The sequence below is a fragment of the Roseateles sp. genome, assembly GCF_965262435.1.
In the GTDB taxonomy this organism is placed as follows: domain Bacteria; phylum Pseudomonadota; class Gammaproteobacteria; order Burkholderiales; family Burkholderiaceae_C; genus Paucibacter_A.
Genome location: NZ_OZ253537.1, coordinates 603,381 through 619,170, shown reverse-complemented (window position 1 = coordinate 619,170; position 15,790 = coordinate 603,381). Strand labels below are relative to the sequence as shown.

Below are 15,790 nucleotides of genomic sequence, written 5' to 3'. Positions count from 1 at the left end.
CAGCCCGCCAGTGCCAAAACGAAGGGCCCGCTGATGAAGCGGGCCCTTCTTGATGTGCATCAATGCCGCTTTCGCGGCCCAGCGTTCAATGCGGCTGGTTTTGCGTGAACTGCAGCAGCATGCCCAGGCCAGCGGCAGCGCCGCCGCAATGGATGGCCAGGCCGGCCAGCAGGCGCCAGCTTCGGCGCATCTTCATGTCCATGGGCTGACTCCTTGCTTCAGCGGCTGCTGAGGTCGAAGCGGTCCAGGTTCATCACCTTGGTCCAGGCTGCCACGAAGTCGCGGACCAGCTTCTCGCGGCCATCGGCGCTGGCGTAGACCTCGGCATAGGCGCGCAGCACCGCGTTGGAGCCGAACACCAGGTCGGCACGGCTGGCGCTGAACTTCAGTGCGCCGCTCTGGCGGTCGCGGCCCTCGAACAGCTCGTCACTCGCGTCGCTGGCCTTCCAGGCGGTGCCCATATCGAGCAGGTTGACGAAGAAGTCATTGCTGAGCACGCCGACCCGCTGGGTGAAAACGCCGTGCGCGCTGCCGTCGAAGTTGGCGCCCAGCACGCGCAGGCCACCGATCAGCGCGGTCAGCTCCGGTGCCGTCAGCGTCAGCTGCTGGGCACGGTCGATCAGCAGCGCTTCGGTCGGCGCGCCGACTGGGCCGCGCTTGTAGTTGCGGAAGCCATCGGCCAGCGGTTCCAGCACCGCGAAGGATTCGACATCGGTCTGGTCCTGGCGCGCGTCGACCCGGCCTGGGGCGAAGGGCACCTCAATGCTGACACCGGCCGCTTGCGCTGCCTGCTCGACGCCGACCACGCCGGCCAGCACGATCACATCAGCCAGCGAAGCGGTGCCCGCGGCCTTCTGGATCTCGACCAGCTTGGGCAGCACCTGGACGGCGGCCTGGTTGACGGCCCAGTCTTTCTGCGGTGCCAGGGCCAGGCGGGCACCGTTGGCGCCGCCGCGTTTGTCGCTGCCGCGGAAGGTCGAAGCCGAGGCCCAGGCCACCGAGACCAGCTCGCTCACCGACAGGCCGGAGGCCGCGATCCGGCCCTTCAGTGCCGCGATATCGGCGGCCGTGGGCTGGTGCGTGGCCGCGGGCAGCGGGTCTTGCCAGATCAGTTCTTCCTTCGGCACTTCCGGGCCGAGGTAGCGGGCCTTGGGGCCCATATCGCGGTGGGTCAGCTTGTACCAGGCGCGAGCAAAAGCGTCGGCGAAGGCCTGCGGGTCTTCGTGGAAGCGCTTGGAAATGGCACCGAAGGCCGGGTCGAAGCGCAGGGTCAGATCGGTGGTCAGCATCGTGGGCTTGTGGAACTTGCCCGGGATGTGTGCGTCCGGAATGATCTCGGGCGCGTCCTTGGCCACCCATTGCTTGGCGCCGGCAGGCGAGTGCGTCAACTCCCATTCGAACTTGAACAGGTTTTCGAAGAAGTTGTTGCTCCACTGCGCAGGCGTGGTGGTCCAGGTCACTTCCAGGCCGCTGGAGACGGTGTCCTTGCCGTGGCCGCTGCCGAAATTGCTCTGCCAGCCCAGGCCTTGGGCTTCGATGCCGGCGCCTTCGGGCTCGGGGCCTTTGTGGTGTTCGGGGGCGGCGCCGTGGGCCTTGCCGAAGGTGTGGCCGCCAGCGATCAGGGCGACGATTTCTTCGTCGTCCATGGCCATGCGGTTGAAGGTGATGCGGATGTCATGGGCCGCGGCCAGGTAGTCGCCGCTGGCGTTCGGGCCTTCCGGGTTCACATAGATCAGGCCCATATGGGTGGCGGCCAGGTTGGCGTCGAGCTGGCGCTCGCCGTGGAAGCGCTTGTCGTCGGCCAGCCACTTCGTCTCGGCGCCGAAGTTGACGTCCTGATCCGGTTCCCACACATCTTCGCGGCCACCGGCAAAGCCGAAGGTGCGGAAGCCCATGCTCTCCAGCGCCACATTGCCGGCCAGGATGAAGAGGTCGGCCCAGGAGATGCTTTGGCCGTACTTCTGCTTGATGGGCCAGAGCAGGCGGCGCGTCTTGTCGATGTTGACGTTGTCGGGCCAGCTGTTCAGCGGGGCGAAGCGCTGCTGACCGCGGCCGCCGCCGCCACGTCCGTCCAGCGTGCGGTAGGTGCCGGCGGCGTGCCAGGCCATGCGCACCATCTGCGGGCCGTAGTGGCCGAAGTCGGCCGGCCACCAATCCTGGCTGTCCGTCATCAGCTTGACCAGATCGGCCTTGAGCGCGTGGTAGTCGAGCTTCTGGAAGGCCTCGGCGTAGCTGAAGTTCTCACCCAGCGGGTTGGACTTGGCGGAGTGCTGATTCAGCAAATCCACGCGCACTTGCTTGGGCCACCAGTCGCGGTTGCTGGTGCCGCCGCCGGCGGCGTGGTGGAAGGGGCATTTGGATTCGGTCGACATGGCGGCTTCTCTCCTGAAGTGAGGGGTGGGGGCTGGGATGAACGGACTTTAGGTTTCTTCTATCAAGATGGCCAATTGAATAGTTTTAACTTGCAGATAGCCAAAAGCTTGCGCGCCTGACAATCGCCGCCCATCTTCCAAGGAAAACATGAGCATGGCCATGCGTTGGAGTCCCTTTTTGTTTCGCTGGCACCGCTGGTTGGCTTACCTGGTGGCCGTGCAGGTGCTGGCTTGGATCCTGGGTGGGCTGATCTTTGCCTGGCTGCCCTTCCAGGCCTGGGTCAAGGGCGGCGAGGTCTTGCGCAAGCCGCAGCTCTCGCTGCCCGTGGGCTGGCAACTGAAACAGCAGGATCTGCCCGGCGACCGGGGCGCGCTGCTGGCCCTGCAGAGCGTGGCGACGCCGGCCGGCCCCGCGCTCAAGCTGCGTTATGCCGAGGGCGGCGAGGTCTGGATGCGCGCCGGTGGCGAGCGTCTGAGCCCGCCGGGCGCGGCCGAGATCGAAGCCTTTGCCCGCTCGCTCTACATCGGCGAGGGGCGTTGGCTGGGCCTTGAGCTGATCGAGACCGTGCCGCAGCGGCTGGGGTTGGTGCGGGAGCTGGGCGAGCGATCAGGGCCGGTCTGGCGGGCCCGCTTCGATGACCGTTTCAGCAGCCGCTTCTACTTTGACCCCCGCAGCGGCGAGCTGCTGGCCGTGCGCAACGAGGCCTGGGTGCTTTACGACTTTTTCTGGCGCCTGCACGTGATGGACTACCAGGGTGGCGAGGACTTCAACAACGGCTGGTTGCGTGCCGCAGCGGCCGCCGCCATCCTGCTGGTGTTCAGCGGCTTGGGCCTGAGCGGGTTGGCGCTGGCCCGGGCCTGGCGCCGGGGCCGCCGGCACGCGGCTTCAGACTTGCGCTGAGGCGCTGCGGGCATCGGCCCGCGCCAGCTCCAGGCCGAGCAGGGTCCGCTTGCGCTGCGGGCCCCAGCGGTATTCACCGAACTCGGCATTGGCACGGATCACCCGGTGGCAGGGGATCAGGCAGGCGATCGGGTTGGCCGCCACGCAGCTGGCCACCGCCCGCACCGCCTGCGGCGCGCCGGCCAGGCGGGCCAGCTGGGTGTAGCTCAAGACCTGACCCTCGGGAATGCGCAGCAGGGCCTGCCAAACCTTGAGGCGCAGCGGCGTGCCGCTGAGGGCCAGGCCGATGGGCCGGCTGGGTTTCAGGCCGGCCAGGCGCTGTTGCAACTCCTCGGCCAGCGGCCGCAGCGCGGCGTCATCGCGCTGCCAGCGGGCCTCGGGTACTTGCTCCGCCGCCGCCTGCACCAGGGCCTCGGGGCTGTCGTCCTGAAGAAAGGCCAGCCGGTGCAGGCCACGCGCACTGGCGGCCAGCCAGACCAGGCCGAGCAGGCTGTCCACACAAGTCCATTGAATCAGCAGGCCGCGCCCTGCCTGTTTGAATTCACCCGGCGTCATGCCGTCGACGCTGAGGAAGAGGTCATGCAGGCGCGAGGGTCCCGAGAGGCCGGCGGCCAGGGCCGCGTCCAGCACCGGCTCGGCCGCGCGCAGGCTTTGCTTGGCCCGCTCCAGCGCCAGGGCCTGCTCGAACTCCTTGGGCGTGACCCCGGCCAGCTCGACAAAGCTGCGCTGGAAATGAAACAGGCTTTGGCCGGCAGCATCGGCCAGGGCTTGCAGGGGCACCGGGCCCTGGCTCAGCTGCTCCAGGGCCTGGCGGACGCGTTCATATCGGGGGCTGTTCATGGCGGCAGTGTGCCGGGCGCGCCACTGGCCGACCACCCGGTTCTTGCGCCCGACTGCGCAGCCCGGGCCTCAGAGGGCTGCGCCTGCATCCGCGCTGCCCGGTTCCTCTCGGTCCCGGGCCTCGGGCGCCTGCAGCGGCAGGCAGAGGACGAAGCAGCATCCCGGCCCCGGTGCGGGGTCCAGCGTGAGGCTGCCGCCAAGCAGGGAGCTGACGATGTTGTGGCTGATGGACAGACCTAAGCCGCTGCCGCCCTGGCCGAACTTGGTGGTGAAGAAGGGCTCGAACACGCGGCTGGCATGGGCGCCGCTGATGCCGACTCCGTCATCGCGAAAGCGCAGCTCGACCCGGCTGTCTTTGAGCGGCCGGGCGCTCAATTGCATCAGGCCACCGCGCCGGGCGCCGAAGCCGTGCAGCATGGCGTTGTTGACCAAGTTGCTGAGCACCTGGCCCAGGGGGCCGGGAAAGCTGTTGAGCAGCAGGCCCTCGGGCACCTGCAACTCCAGGCGGTGACCCTTGTTGCGGATGCCGGCTTGCAAGGTGGCGGTGACCTGCTCGCACAGCAGGGCCAGGTCGAACAGGCGGCGCTGTTCGGCCGTGCGGTCCACGGCCACTTGTTTGAAGCTGGTGATCAGCTCGGCCGCCGTCTGCAGGCCCTGCATGATCAGGTGCGCCACCGATTGGGTCTCGCGCAGAAACAGTTCCAGCTCGCTGCGCCGCAGTGATTTGGCCTCGGCCGCTTGCTCCACCTCGCGGCTGCGTTGTTCCAGGGTGCTGGCCATCAGCAGGCTGTTGCCCAGCGGCGTGTTCAGCTCATGGGCAATGCCGGCGACCAGGGAGCCCAGGGCGGCCAGCTTTTCTTTGGCGACCAGCTGGCTCTGCGCCTGCTGCAGGCGTCGGTAGGCGTGGGCATTGTCCAGGGCGATGGCGGTGAAGGCATTGAGCGAGCGGAACACCATGCGCTCATGCTCGCCGTAGGCATCGGCCAGCGGCGACTGCACGGTCACCACGCCCAGCAGGCGCTCCTGGATCAGCAGCGGCGCGAACATGGCGCTCAGCGTGCGCATGGTGCCGGGCACCTGGCTGGGGTCGCTGCCGTCGGCGGCCAGATGGACCGAGAGCTCGCGCCGTTCGCGCGCACAGCGGGCCGCGTTGGAGTCGGTGTCGCTGAGCGCAATGCAGTCGTGCGGCAGGGGCTGGCCGTCTTCCAGGCCGAACACCGAATTCAGGCTCTCGCCATCTGCGTCCAGCAGATAGATTTCGAAGGCCCGCGCATCCAGCAGGGCCGGTATGTGGCGGCTCAGGGCGTCGAAGATCGAGTCCAGATCCAGGTGCTGGGTCAGCTCCAGGCCGATCAGACCGAGCTTCTCCAGCGTCAGGCTGTTGCGCTGCATCAGCGCGGCCTTTTGGCGCTCGGCCTCGGCCATGTCCTGCAGATGCTGCGCTTCGCTGCGCGCGCGCTCATTGAGATGGCGCAGCTGCAGGGCCTCGACGCGGTCGGCCGAGCTGCGGCCGAGCATGCTGGCGCGGGCGCTGGCTGCCAGCTGGCTGGCCTCAAAGGCCTCGCGGTAGCGGCCGGTGCCGGCATAGGCTTGCGCCAAGGCCGCCAGCAGTTCGGCGCTGTCCTTGTTGCCTGCGATTGACTGGGCGCGCTCGCGCGCCAGCTCCAGTTGCTGCAAGGCCTGGGCCCGGCCGTTCGGGCCGGGGTCTTGCTGGGCGATCTGGGCCAGCACCATGCGCAGCTCCACCTCGGCCTCGGCTGCACCTTCGGCCTCGGCGCGCGCCAGGTCCTCGCGGGCCATCTGGCGGGCCGGCTCCAGCTGGCCCAGCAGCAGCAGGGCACGGGCATGGCCGCGGCGGGCATTGCGCCGCAAGTCCAGATAGCCGCCCGGGTGGCGATCCAGCGCTTCGAAATAGTCCAGGGCCCGCTGGCCCTCGCCCAGGTCCAGGCTGAGTAGGCCTTGGTAGCTGAGACAGACCGCGTAGTTGCGCGAGTCGGGCTGGGGCGCAAAGATCTGTGTGCCTTCGTCGAGCAGGCTGCGCGCCAGCTCCAGGCGGCCCAGGCGACGCAGGGTTTCGCCCATCTGCATCAGGCAGCCGCCCAAGCTGATCGACCAGCCCGAGGCACGGGCCATGTCCAAGCCGCGCTCCATCCATTCCAGGGCCGACTCCGGGTCATTCAGGTCGTTGAAGGCGCTGCCCAGATTGCCCAGGGTATTGATGGTTTCGCGTACATAGCCGGCGGCCTGCAGCGGCTGGATCAGGACGGAAAAGCGGCGCACAGCCAGCTTCAAATCGCGCGCGCGCAGGGCGCGGTAGCCTTGGTAAAGCTCGATCAGCACGGCCGCGCTGGCATGCAGGCCGCTGAGCTCGGCCGGGAAATGCTGGCCCCAACGCAATTCGGCGGCTTCACGGTTTTGCAGGCCGGCGCTGCGCGCCAGGCTGCATTCGAAGATCCATTGGCGTGTGCGGTCGCAGGCGCGCTCGGCCCAGGCGATGGCCTGCTCCAGCGCCGCGCAGCTGTCGTCCATTTGCCCGGCGCCACTGTGCAGCAGGGACTTCAGCCAAGCGGCGTCGGCACAGGCCAGCCAGTCCTGCGCGGCGGAGGCTTCCACCAGCAGCTCGGCCGCCAGCGGCAGGCCCTCGGCGAAGCGTCCATGGAGGCGCAGCGCGTCGAGCCGGGTCAGGCGCAGGCGCCGCCGCAAGGCCGCGCCTTCCTCGGCGGGCAGCGCCGGCGTGGCGGCCAGGGCCTGCTCAGCGGCCTCGGCCCGCGCCAGGGCTTGCGGGGTGTTGCGCTCGCGCTCATGCCAGGCCAGAGCGACGAGCAGGCGACAGCGCTCGGCCTCGCTCAGCGTGTCGTCCCGGCCGGTGCGTAGGGTGGCGAGCTCGCCATCGAGCTCGTAGAGCCGCAGCTCCAGGTACCTGGCTGCGGCTGCGGGTTTCATGACAGACGCTTCACTCCGGCCAGGCTGCAGCCGTAGACGGCATTGCGCAGCGCGGCGATGGCTTCGTAGCGGGTGAAGGTCTTGCGCCAGGCCAGCACCACGCGGCGCGTGGGTACTGGCGGCGCAAAGGGCACGAAGCGCAGATGCGCGGGCGGCAGCACCGGCACGCTGAGTGCCGGCACCACGGTCACGCCCATGCCTGAGGCCACCATGTGCTTGATGGTTTCCAGTGAGCTGCCTTCAAAACTCTTGCGTATGCCCTCGGCATCGCTGCTGAAACGGGCGAACTCAGGGCAGACCTCGAGCACATGGTCGCGGAAGCAATGGCCGGCGCCGAGCAGCAGCATGGTTTCGCTCTTGAGCTCCTCGGCCGACACCGACTCGCGCCCGGCGAAAGGGTGGTTGGCCGGCACGGCGATCATGAAGTCTTCGTCATAGAGCGGGGCGACGGCCAGGCCGGTGTCGGGGAAGGGCTCGGCCATGATGGCGCAGTCCAGCTCGCCGGTGCGCAGCATTTCCAGCAGCTTGACGGTGAAGTTCTCCTGCAGCATCAGTGGCATCTGCGGGTAGTGCTCGATCACGCCCTTGACCAGCTCGGGCAGCAGATAGGGTGCGATGGTGTAGATCAGGCCCAGGCGCAGGGCGCCGGCCAGGGGGTCCTTGCCGCGCTTGGCGATTTCGTGGATGGCGCTGGCCTGCTCGATCACCGACTGGGCCTGGCGCACGATGTCTTCGCCCAGCGGCGTCACCTTGATCTCGTTGGCGCCGCGCTCGAAGATGCGCACGTCCAGCTCTTCCTCGAGCTTCTTGATGGCCACGCTGAGCGTGGGTTGGGACACGAAACAGGCCTCGGCGGCACGGCCGAAATGGCGCTCGCGGGCCACGGCAACGATGTAACGCAACTCGGTCAGGGTCATGCGGGCGTCTCCATGCCTCGCATTGTGCAGGGCCTGAGCGCTGTCGGCGCGCAAGCCTGGCGATGCACCCGTGGCGGACCGCTCATCCGCGCGCGGGACGCAGCGGCGCTGCACTTCGCTTGGAGGCCACGGCATCGGCCGGCGGCGTGCCGTGCGGCCATGCGCGGGCGGCCGCCGTATGCGCGCCCTGCCCGGTCAGAAACACCAGCCAGGACGCCGGCGAGGCCGGCAGGCCCCCCGCTGCCAGCCGATCCGCCCACAGGCGCGCGGCCACCGGTGCGGCCACACTGGTGCCGCTCATGCACACCTGGCTGCCGGAGAACACGCCGGCCGCCAGCAGCCCGTCCGTCAATGGCGCCTCGTCCGCCACGGCACGCACCAGGGTGTGCCGCCGGCCGGCGGGCTTGTTGCGCGCCGTGTAGATCGCATCGCGCTGGTCATCGGCATGGGCGGCGCTGACGCGCAGGGGCAGGCGCCCGGTCGCCAGGCCGTTCATGCTGCCAGCGCCGCCCAGCAGCAGGCCCTGGGCATCGGCCAGCACCGACTGGACCGGTGCGGGATCGGTCCAGCGCGGCACATCCCCTTGAACCCGCACCTCCACGGCCAGCTCGTGGGTGCCGGCATTGCGCAACTCCAGCAGCCAGCGCCCGGCCGGCAAGCCGCCGCGCGGGCCGGCGATCGGCGCCAGCGACAGCTGGGCGCGGCAGCCTCCGCCCGGCCGGCTTTGGAGCTGCATGCGGCCCAGCAAGCGGCCGTCTGCACGCAGGTCCTGCATCGCGCCGGTTTTCAGCCAGGGCGAGGCGAAAGGCTCCAGCACGCGCATCTCCAGTGCTGCGCCGGCCTTTTTGGGCTGGCCGGCGCACCAGATTTCCAGAAAGCTGTCGGTGGGGTCCTGGGGCTGCAGGCGCCAGCTCAGCCGGGCCCTGGCCCCCGGGGCCAGGGCGCCGCCGGCATTGGTGCCGCTGCTCGGGTCGTTCAAGAGATCGCCGCCGTGGTTGCCGGCGGCAAACACGACCAGCAGGCGTGGCTGCCGGCGCATCAGGGCGTCGATGGCTTGCTCGAGGGCAGAGCTGCCGTCTTGCGGGCCGGCCAAAGCGCCCAGGCTGATGTTCACAAGCACCGCGGCCTGTGGTGCCACGGCCTGGGCCTCGGCCAGGATGTGCTGCAAGGCGGCCAGGATGTGGGCCACGCCGGCGGCCCCGGTGGTCTGCCCCGCCTGGCTGCTGGGTACCGACACCAGCACCATGGGCGCGACGGCCGCGGCATCGATCACACTGGGCTTGGCATTGGCCGGGTTGCGGCGAAGGGCGGGCAGGCCGGCCAGGGTGTCCAGGACATGGGTGGCGTGATCGGCTTGCTCACGGGCTGCGGCTGCCAGCAAGTCGGGCAGGTCGAGGGCCCGGTACAGCGCCGCCTCCTGGCGCGGATCGCCCGCGCTGCGCCGCTGAAGGCGCGAGAGGGTGGCCTGGTCCAACTCCCGCCCATAGCCAGCCGGTGGCACTTTCCAAGGGCTGCGGCCGGACTTGGGAGGCAGGGTTTCCTGGTCCCAAAAGGACAGGATGCGGCAGCGCCCAGATTGCCCCGGGGCACAAAAGACTTGGTTGAGGAAGGCGCCACCGCGATCGATGGAGCCCAGCACCACCGGTATGTGCCGCCCCTGGCCCGAGCGGCCGGGCCGGCTGGGTGGGCGCGCTTTCTCGAAACGGACCGGCACTGGTTGAGAGAGCTCGCAGCGGGGCAGGGCCGCGCCGACCTCGGCGACGCGCTCGGCCTGCACCCAGAGGACGCCCCATTTGCCATCGCCGGGCCCGAGCGGGCAGGCCCGCACCCGCTCGCCCTCGCGTGTCAGCACGCGCTGCCATGCGGGCCCGCGTGGGGCGATCAGGGGGATCCAGCGGGGCGCACCGACAAAGCCCTGCCATTGCGTGGCCAGGGCCCAATCGAGATAAGGGTCACCGCCTGCGCTCGGTCCTGGGCAGGCCGCTTCCCAGGCGGCCCTGAGCCCGCCGGTGCTGGCTTGCGGCGGGGGCACCGGCGGCGAGGAAAGGGGAACCCGGGCCGCCCGCTTCATGCTGCAGCAGCCTCGGTGTCGACCGGCCACTCGTCCAGGACCAGGGCCCACAAGCGGCGCAGGTCGTGCAAAGGAGGCAAGGGCGGAGCCGCCGCGTCGGCGGCGACGCTGTCGCACTCGGCGCTGGCGGCCGGCGCCAGGTCTTCCGTGGGCTGGGCCAGCGCCGCGGCACCAAATGGCCGGTAGCCGAAGCGCAGCAGGTCCGGCGCACTGGCCAACTCGCCCACGCTGGCGAGCAGAAAGCGCGCAATCCCTTCCCCGAGCAGGCGACCGGCAAGGCTGTCGACCGGGTAATGCACGCCGGCGACGACGCGGTTCTCGGCAATGCGCAGCGCCATCCGGTGCAGCATCTGCGCTTGCAGCCGGGGCCTTTGCGCGCGCGCCATCAGATGGGCCAGCAAGGCCGCCACCAGATGCGACTCGCCAGCGTGGCCGCTGGGCAGGCTGCCATGGCTGGGCGCGTCGATCATGGGCATCAAGCTGGGGCGAATCTGGTGCGGCCGCGGGCAAGCCAGGGTCTGCTTGATGCGCATCTGCACGGCCATCAGCACCGCCAGGGCGGTGTCCAGGAATTCCAGGGTGCGCGGCATCCGGTGCCAGGGCATCTGGGCCACCGATAGCAGAAAGCCCAGCGCATTGCTGGCCTGGGCGTGGATTTCGGCCAGGCGGATTTGCCGCAAGGGCAGCAGGTCGTCGACCAGGCGCGCCTGGGCGATGAAGTAGTCCTGCGGCGGCCGCCGCAGGCTCAGCAGGGGCCGCCAGGCCAGTCCGGCTGGGCCCTCGCCCAGCTGCTCCAGCAGGGCGGTTTCGCTGCCGGCGTCGGCCCGGACACGCAGGCCGCCCAGGGTTTCCAGCAGGAGCGATTGCGTGCGCGGGCCGGCCCCGTAGTACAGCCACGGGGCGACAGCGAAGCCCGGGCCCGGCGGCGGGGCTTCCGGGTCTTCAAGCCCTTGCGTCAAATAGCCTTGCGTGCGCACCAGGCAGACGCTGCCAAGCTCGCTGGCACCGGCCGTGGCGTTGGCCCACAAGGCCGCAGCGGACGGCCCGACCCCGCCCGAAGGGCCTACCCCCCCGGACGGGCCCACGCCGCCATTCGGCCCCACGCCGCCCAGCAGTTCAAGAAGACTCAAAGGGTTCATGCAGGGCACTCCCGGGTTGGACAAGATTCACTGCAGCGGCAGGCCGGCTTGTGCCAGCGCCTGTGCAAAGGCCTGTGCGTGAGGGGCCTGGCGGCCCCAGTAGCGGTTTTGGAAACTGCTCACTGTGAACGCCGGCCAAAGCTGGCGCAGGCGCAGCAGGGCGACGGCGGCTTCGTCGCGGCGGCCCAGGCGCTGCAATGCGACTGTCAGGTAGAGCCAGGACGGCGCATGGCTGGCAGACAGGCGCAGCGAGGCCTGCGCGTGCAGCAGGGCGGGTTCGTCATGCTGGTGGGCGAGCAGGGCATGGGCCAGGGCGGCCTCCATGAAGTACTGCCAGGGATCGAGCGGCGACAAGGCCAAACCCAAATGGGCCGATTCGCAGGCCTCGCGGGTCCGGTCGGCATAGCTCAGTGCCAGGGCCTGGAAGGACCAGGCCAGTGCACAGCTCGGGTTGCTTTGCAGTGCGCTCTGGTGTGCTTGCAGGGCGCGGTCGAGTTGCCCGTCCTGCATGGCCAGGGCATGACCCAGCAGGGTGTGGGCCAGGGCGTGTTGGGCGTCGCGGGCCAAGGTGCTTTCGGCGAACGAGGCCATATGCGCCATGGCCTCGTTCATGGGCTCTTGTCCTTGAACGCCGCGCAGCAGGTGCCAGAAGGCCAGCCAAGCCCGGGGTTCGGTGGCATGGGCTTCTTGCGCCACCAGCCAGGACAGCATGGCCCCGGATTGCTCCAGCGCACCGGGGGACAGCCTGTGCATCAGCTGGGTGGCGGCGCTGAAGACCTGGTAATGCTCCAGGGTTTCCCAGGCCGCCGTCTTGCTAACCGCCAGATTGGCATGCAGCAAGAGGCGGTGGATGTCGGCACACGCTTGTTGCAAGGCGGTGGCGTCGCCGTAGAGCAGGTCTTCCAGGCGGCATTCCAGGCGCTCGTGCCACACCCGGCGTCCGCCGGCCTGCGCATGTAGGCTGAGCTCCAGAAAGAGCTGGTCTCCGAGGCCCACGCTGCCCTTGCATTGCAGGACATGGTGCGCCTGCAGCAGCTGGAAACCATCGTCGAGGGCGTGCCGGGAGTGACGCAGGCCACGGCTGGAGCGTGCCGACACGAGGCGCAGCTGCGAGGCGCGTGACAGGGTGAGGATCAGGAAGTCGGCGACCAGGTCGGACATGCCAAGCAGCTTGGGCGTGCTGCCGCCCAGATCAGGTGGCAGCACCGCCAAGACCAGACCCAGGCCCGCGTCCGGCTCTCGCGGCAGCGGGTTCGGCCCGGCCTGCTCTTCGACGCGGAAGCAGCGCAGGAGCGGGTCGCCGCCCGCCTGCGCCTCGCTGTCGCCGCTGACCTGCTCGTGCACCGTGAGCTGCCAGGATCGATCGAGCTGGTCAACCGCCTGTGCACTCAGGCAAACGCTGCCGAAGTCGGCCGTGGCCGCCACCTGGCGCAGCAGGCGCAGTTCTTCGGCTTGGGGCTGGCCGGCGTCGGCCAGGGCATGGATGCCGCAGCGAAAGGCGAGCTGGCGTTGCGCAAAACCTTGGCTTTGCTTTGCCTGCAACTGCAGGGCGGCGTGCACCAGGGCTTGGGTGTCGGTGGCGGTCAGCAGCAAGCCGTCGCCGGAGTCCAGCTGGCACAGCACACGAGGGGGTTGGGGCAGGGCGGCGCACAGCGCCTCGCACACCTGGTGGCAGCTGGCTTCAGCATGCAGGGGGGAAAGCAGGTGGCGGCTGTCGAAAACGAGTTGCAGCGCCGCGGCGCCTTCAGGTCCTGCGCCCAGTGCCCATTCGCGATCGTTCCCGGCCATGCTGCTCCCAGTCACGCACGCAAGCAGCGCCGCTTGCGCCGGCATTATGGGCATGTGCAATCGCGCGGCGCAAGGCGATCCAAGCGACACAAGCGGCCCGGCCTGGGCCACCTTGCTGCATGGCGCGCTTAGTTTTGCGCCCCTAGCGCAAACCCTGAGGTGCCCGGCTACACTGCGGCCGACCTTTGCAAGCGGCCTGTGATCCAGGCGCTTGCGCCCCAGTTCCGATTACCGAGGTGGCCCCATGACCGAGCGCAAACCCATGACCTTGCAGCGCCTGCTGGACATGCATGCCAGCGGCGACAAGATCGCCATGCTGACCTGCTACGACGCCGCTTTTGCCACCTTGCTGGACGAAGCCGGCGTCGACGTGCTGCTGGTCGGCGATTCCCTGGGCAATGTGCTGCAGGGCCAGAGCAGCACCGTGCCGGTCTCGCTGGATGAGATGGTCTATCACACCCGCTGTGTCGCCCGTGGCCGCAAGAGCGCCTGGGTGATTGGCGATCTGCCTTTTGACAGCTACCAGAGCTCACCGCAGGAAGCCTGGAAGAGCGCGGCCGCCCTGGTCAAGGCCGGCGCCCACATGGTCAAGCTCGAAGGTGGCGGCTGGACGGCGCCGGTGGTGCGTTTTCTGGTCGAGCGCGGCATTCCCGTCTGTGCTCACCTGGGCCTGACGCCGCAGACCGCCACCATGCTGGGCGGCTACAAGGTGCAGGGCCGCGAGGAAGCGGCCGCCGCGCTGATGAAGCAGCATGCGCGTGAGCTGGTCGAGGCCGGTGCGCAGATGCTGGTGCTGGAAATGGTGCCATCAAGCCTGGCGGCCGAGCTGACCCAAAGCCTGGGCATCCCGGTCATCGGCATCGGTGGCGGCGTGGCCTGCTCGGGTCAGGTGCTGGTGCTGCACGACATGCTGGACGTGACCCCGGGCCGCCGCCCGCGTTTCGTCAAAAACTTCATGCAGGGCGCGGCCTCGGTGCAGGACGCGGTGCTGCGTTATGTCGCCGCGGTCAAGGCCCAGACCTTCCCGCAGGACGATCTGCACGGCTACTGAAGCCGACCCTTTCTTTTCTCTCCGAACCCCATGCAAGTGATCCACACCATCGCCGAGTTGCGCCAGGCCCTGGCCGCGCAGCCGCGCCGCGCCTTCGTGCCCACCATGGGCAATCTGCACGAAGGGCACCTCGATCTGGTGCGCCAGGGCCGTGCGGCCGTGGGCCCCGATGCCCTGGTGGTGGCCAGCATCTTCGTCAACCGCCTGCAGTTCGCGCCGCACGAGGACTTTGACCGTTATCCCCGCACTCTGGCGCGCGATGCCGAGCTCTTGCAAGGCGCCGGCTGCGACCTCGTCTTCGCGCCCGACGAGCGCGAGCTCTACCCCGAGCCGCAGGGCTACAAGGTCCACCCGCCGGCCGAGCTGGCCGACATCCTGGAAGGTCATTTCCGGCCCGGCTTCTTCATCGGTGTCTGCACCGTGGTGGCCAAGCTCTTCAACATCGTCCAGCCCAGCCTGGCTCTGTTCGGCAAGAAGGACTACCAGCAGCTGATGGTGTTGCGCCGCATGGTGGCGCAAATGGCGCTGCCGATCGAGATCCGCGCTGGCGAGACCACTCGCAGCCCGGAAGGCCTCGCCCTGTCCTCGCGCAATGGCTACCTCAGCGAGGCCGAGAAAACCGAAGCCCTGCGCCTGAGTCGCACGCTGCGCGAGCTGATCGCCCGCTGGCAGGCCGGCGAGCGCGATCTGGCTGCGCTCGAGGCCGAGGCCATGGAGGCCCTGCGCGACGCCGGCTGGCAGCCCGACTACCTGACCCTGCGCTGCCAGCACGACCTGAGCCCCGCCCGCGAGGGCCAGGCCCTGGTCGCCCTGGGCGCTGCCAAGCTGGGCGCGACCCGGCTGATCGACAACCTGGAGCTCTGATCCGGGGGGGTGTTTGCCAGCTTGAATTGAGTGGTGGGAAAATTTCCCACGTGTGTGCGCTGTGCGCTCAAAATGGCGGTCCTGCGCGCTTTGCTGCGTGGATACTGCGTTCCGGTCGCTGGCTTGCAGCCAGGCTTGTTTGTTGATCTACCGCCATTTTTTTGAGCCCCGTATGAACACCACACCCCGCTTCTCCATTGCCAAGGCCGCATTGCTGGCCACCGGCCTGAGCACCCTGACCCTGCTGAGCGCCTGCGGCGGCGGCAGCTCGGCCGATGCCGGCAAGCCTTTGCCCACGCCCAAGCCCAACCCGGTCCCGACGGCGCCCACCACCACCTGCAGCTCGGCCGGCATCGCCGCGTCGAACGCCAGCCCGGCCGCGGCCACGGTTTGCATGCTGACCAGCAAGGGTGAGATCGTCATCGAGCTGGAAAGCGTCAAGGCGCCGATCACCGTGGCCAACTTCCTGGCCTATGTGAAGAGCGGCTACTACAAGGACACCATCTTCCACCGCGTGGTGCCCGGTTTTGTCGCCCAGGGCGGCGGCTTCACCAGCGGCAATGTGGCCAAGACCGGCACGCTCGCGCCCATCGTGCTCGAGAACCAAAACGGTCTGTCCAATGTGCGCGGCACCATCGCCATGGCGCGCACCAACGCCGTCGATTCGGCCACCGGCCAGTTCTACTTCAACACCGTGGACAACAAGACGCTGGACTACAGCGCCGCCATCTCGGGCAAGAACGGCTATGCCGTGTTCGGCCGCATCATCTCGGGCCTGGCGACGGTGGACGCCATCAATGCCGAGCCGCAGCTCTACGCCGGCGCCGACATGACCGGCACCGAAGTGCTGCTTTACTGGGCCACACAGCTCAAATAAGCTGACTTTCACCCGCAAGGGTAAGCA

11 protein-coding genes are annotated in these 15,790 nt (G+C 68.9%); 4 read left to right on the top strand and 7 right to left on the bottom strand.

The genetic code is table 11. The features are described 5' to 3' along the window. Positions 1–218: 218 nt before the first annotated feature. On the bottom strand, positions 219–2,372 hold the full coding sequence (gene katG, locus ACQY39_RS02770) for a catalase/peroxidase HPI (RefSeq protein WP_428503370.1): 2,154 nt from the start codon (positions 2,370–2,372) through the stop codon (positions 219–221). A gap of 160 nt (positions 2,373–2,532) precedes the next feature. Between katG and ACQY39_RS02765 the strand changes: the two genes are divergently transcribed. Continuing rightward, positions 2,533–3,273: a hypothetical protein gene (locus ACQY39_RS02765; protein ID WP_428503369.1), complete on the top strand. Its 741-nt coding sequence runs from the start codon at positions 2,533–2,535 to the stop codon at positions 3,271–3,273. Here the strand turns inward: ACQY39_RS02765 and ACQY39_RS02760 are convergent. The 6 genes from ACQY39_RS02760 to ACQY39_RS02735 form a co-directional block, all read right to left on the bottom strand. Next, a complete protein-coding gene (locus ACQY39_RS02760) occupies positions 3,259–4,113 on the bottom strand; it encodes a bifunctional transcriptional activator/DNA repair enzyme AdaA (protein WP_428503368.1) in 855 nt (284 codons plus the stop codon). The genes ACQY39_RS02765 and ACQY39_RS02760 overlap by 15 nt on opposite strands. A gap of 69 nt (positions 4,114–4,182) precedes the next feature. After that, the gene (locus ACQY39_RS02755; protein ID WP_428503367.1) at positions 4,183–7,056 is read right to left on the bottom strand and encodes an ATP-binding protein; all 2,874 of its coding nucleotides are present in this window, start codon (positions 7,054–7,056) and stop codon (positions 4,183–4,185) included. Continuing rightward, positions 7,053–7,973: a hydrogen peroxide-inducible genes activator gene (locus tag ACQY39_RS02750; protein ID WP_428503366.1), complete on the bottom strand. Its 921-nt coding sequence runs from the start codon at positions 7,971–7,973 to the stop codon at positions 7,053–7,055. The genes ACQY39_RS02755 and ACQY39_RS02750 overlap by 4 nt, the downstream gene beginning before the upstream one ends. An 82-nt stretch (positions 7,974–8,055) precedes the next feature. Beyond that, positions 8,056–10,005: a S8 family serine peptidase gene (locus tag ACQY39_RS02745; protein WP_428503365.1), complete on the bottom strand. Its 1,950-nt coding sequence runs from the start codon at positions 10,003–10,005 to the stop codon at positions 8,056–8,058. A gap of 35 nt (positions 10,006–10,040) precedes the next feature. Then, on the bottom strand, positions 10,041–11,183 hold the full coding sequence (locus ACQY39_RS02740; protein ID WP_428503364.1) for a phosphatase PAP2 family protein: 1,143 nt from the start codon (positions 11,181–11,183) through the stop codon (positions 10,041–10,043). Between the two features lie 27 nt (positions 11,184–11,210). Continuing rightward, entirely contained in the window at positions 11,211–12,971 is a 1,761-nt protein-coding gene (locus ACQY39_RS02735) for a hypothetical protein (RefSeq protein ID WP_428503363.1), read from the bottom strand. A gap of 244 nt (positions 12,972–13,215) precedes the next feature. Here ACQY39_RS02735 and panB point away from each other — a divergent pair, with 244 nt between their 5' ends. The 3 genes from panB (at position 13,216) to ACQY39_RS02720 (ending at position 15,763) form a co-directional block, all read left to right on the top strand. Then, the gene (gene panB, locus ACQY39_RS02730) at positions 13,216–14,022 is read left to right on the top strand and encodes a 3-methyl-2-oxobutanoate hydroxymethyltransferase (protein WP_428503362.1); all 807 of its coding nucleotides are present in this window, start codon (positions 13,216–13,218) and stop codon (positions 14,020–14,022) included. A 30-nt stretch (positions 14,023–14,052) separates the two neighbouring features. Further along, positions 14,053–14,886 carry a pantoate--beta-alanine ligase gene (gene panC / locus ACQY39_RS02725; protein ID WP_428503361.1) on the top strand — a complete coding sequence of 278 codons (834 nt, stop codon included), beginning with the start codon at positions 14,053–14,055 and terminating at the stop codon, positions 14,884–14,886. Between the two features lie 172 nt (positions 14,887–15,058). Next, positions 15,059–15,763, top strand: a complete 705-nt coding sequence (locus tag ACQY39_RS02720; RefSeq protein WP_428503360.1) for a peptidylprolyl isomerase — start codon at positions 15,059–15,061, stop codon at positions 15,761–15,763. Positions 15,764–15,790 lie beyond the last annotated feature (27 nt).

Bases quoted from the DNA above. Each gene is read 5' to 3' on its own strand.
- katG (WP_428503370.1), bottom strand. From the start codon at position 2,372: ATGTCGACCGAATCCAAATGCCCCTTCCACCACGCCGCCGGCGGCGGC.
- ACQY39_RS02765 (WP_428503369.1), top strand. From the start codon at position 2,533: ATGCGTTGGAGTCCCTTTTTGTTTCGCTGGCACCGCTGGTTGGCTTAC.
- ACQY39_RS02760 (WP_428503368.1), bottom strand. From the start codon at position 4,113: ATGAACAGCCCCCGATATGAACGCGTCCGCCAGGCCCTGGAGCAGCTG.
- ACQY39_RS02755 (WP_428503367.1), bottom strand. From the start codon at position 7,056: ATGAAACCCGCAGCCGCAGCCAGGTACCTGGAGCTGCGGCTCTACGAG.
- ACQY39_RS02750 (WP_428503366.1), bottom strand. From the start codon at position 7,973: ATGACCCTGACCGAGTTGCGTTACATCGTTGCCGTGGCCCGCGAGCGC.
- ACQY39_RS02740 (WP_428503364.1), bottom strand. From the start codon at position 11,183: ATGAACCCTTTGAGTCTTCTTGAACTGCTGGGCGGCGTGGGGCCGAAT.
- ACQY39_RS02735 (WP_428503363.1), bottom strand. From the start codon at position 12,971: ATGGCCGGGAACGATCGCGAATGGGCACTGGGCGCAGGACCTGAAGGC.
- panB (WP_428503362.1), top strand. From the start codon at position 13,216: ATGACCGAGCGCAAACCCATGACCTTGCAGCGCCTGCTGGACATGCAT.
- panC (WP_428503361.1), top strand. From the start codon at position 14,053: ATGCAAGTGATCCACACCATCGCCGAGTTGCGCCAGGCCCTGGCCGCG.
- ACQY39_RS02720 (WP_428503360.1), top strand. From the start codon at position 15,059: ATGAACACCACACCCCGCTTCTCCATTGCCAAGGCCGCATTGCTGGCC.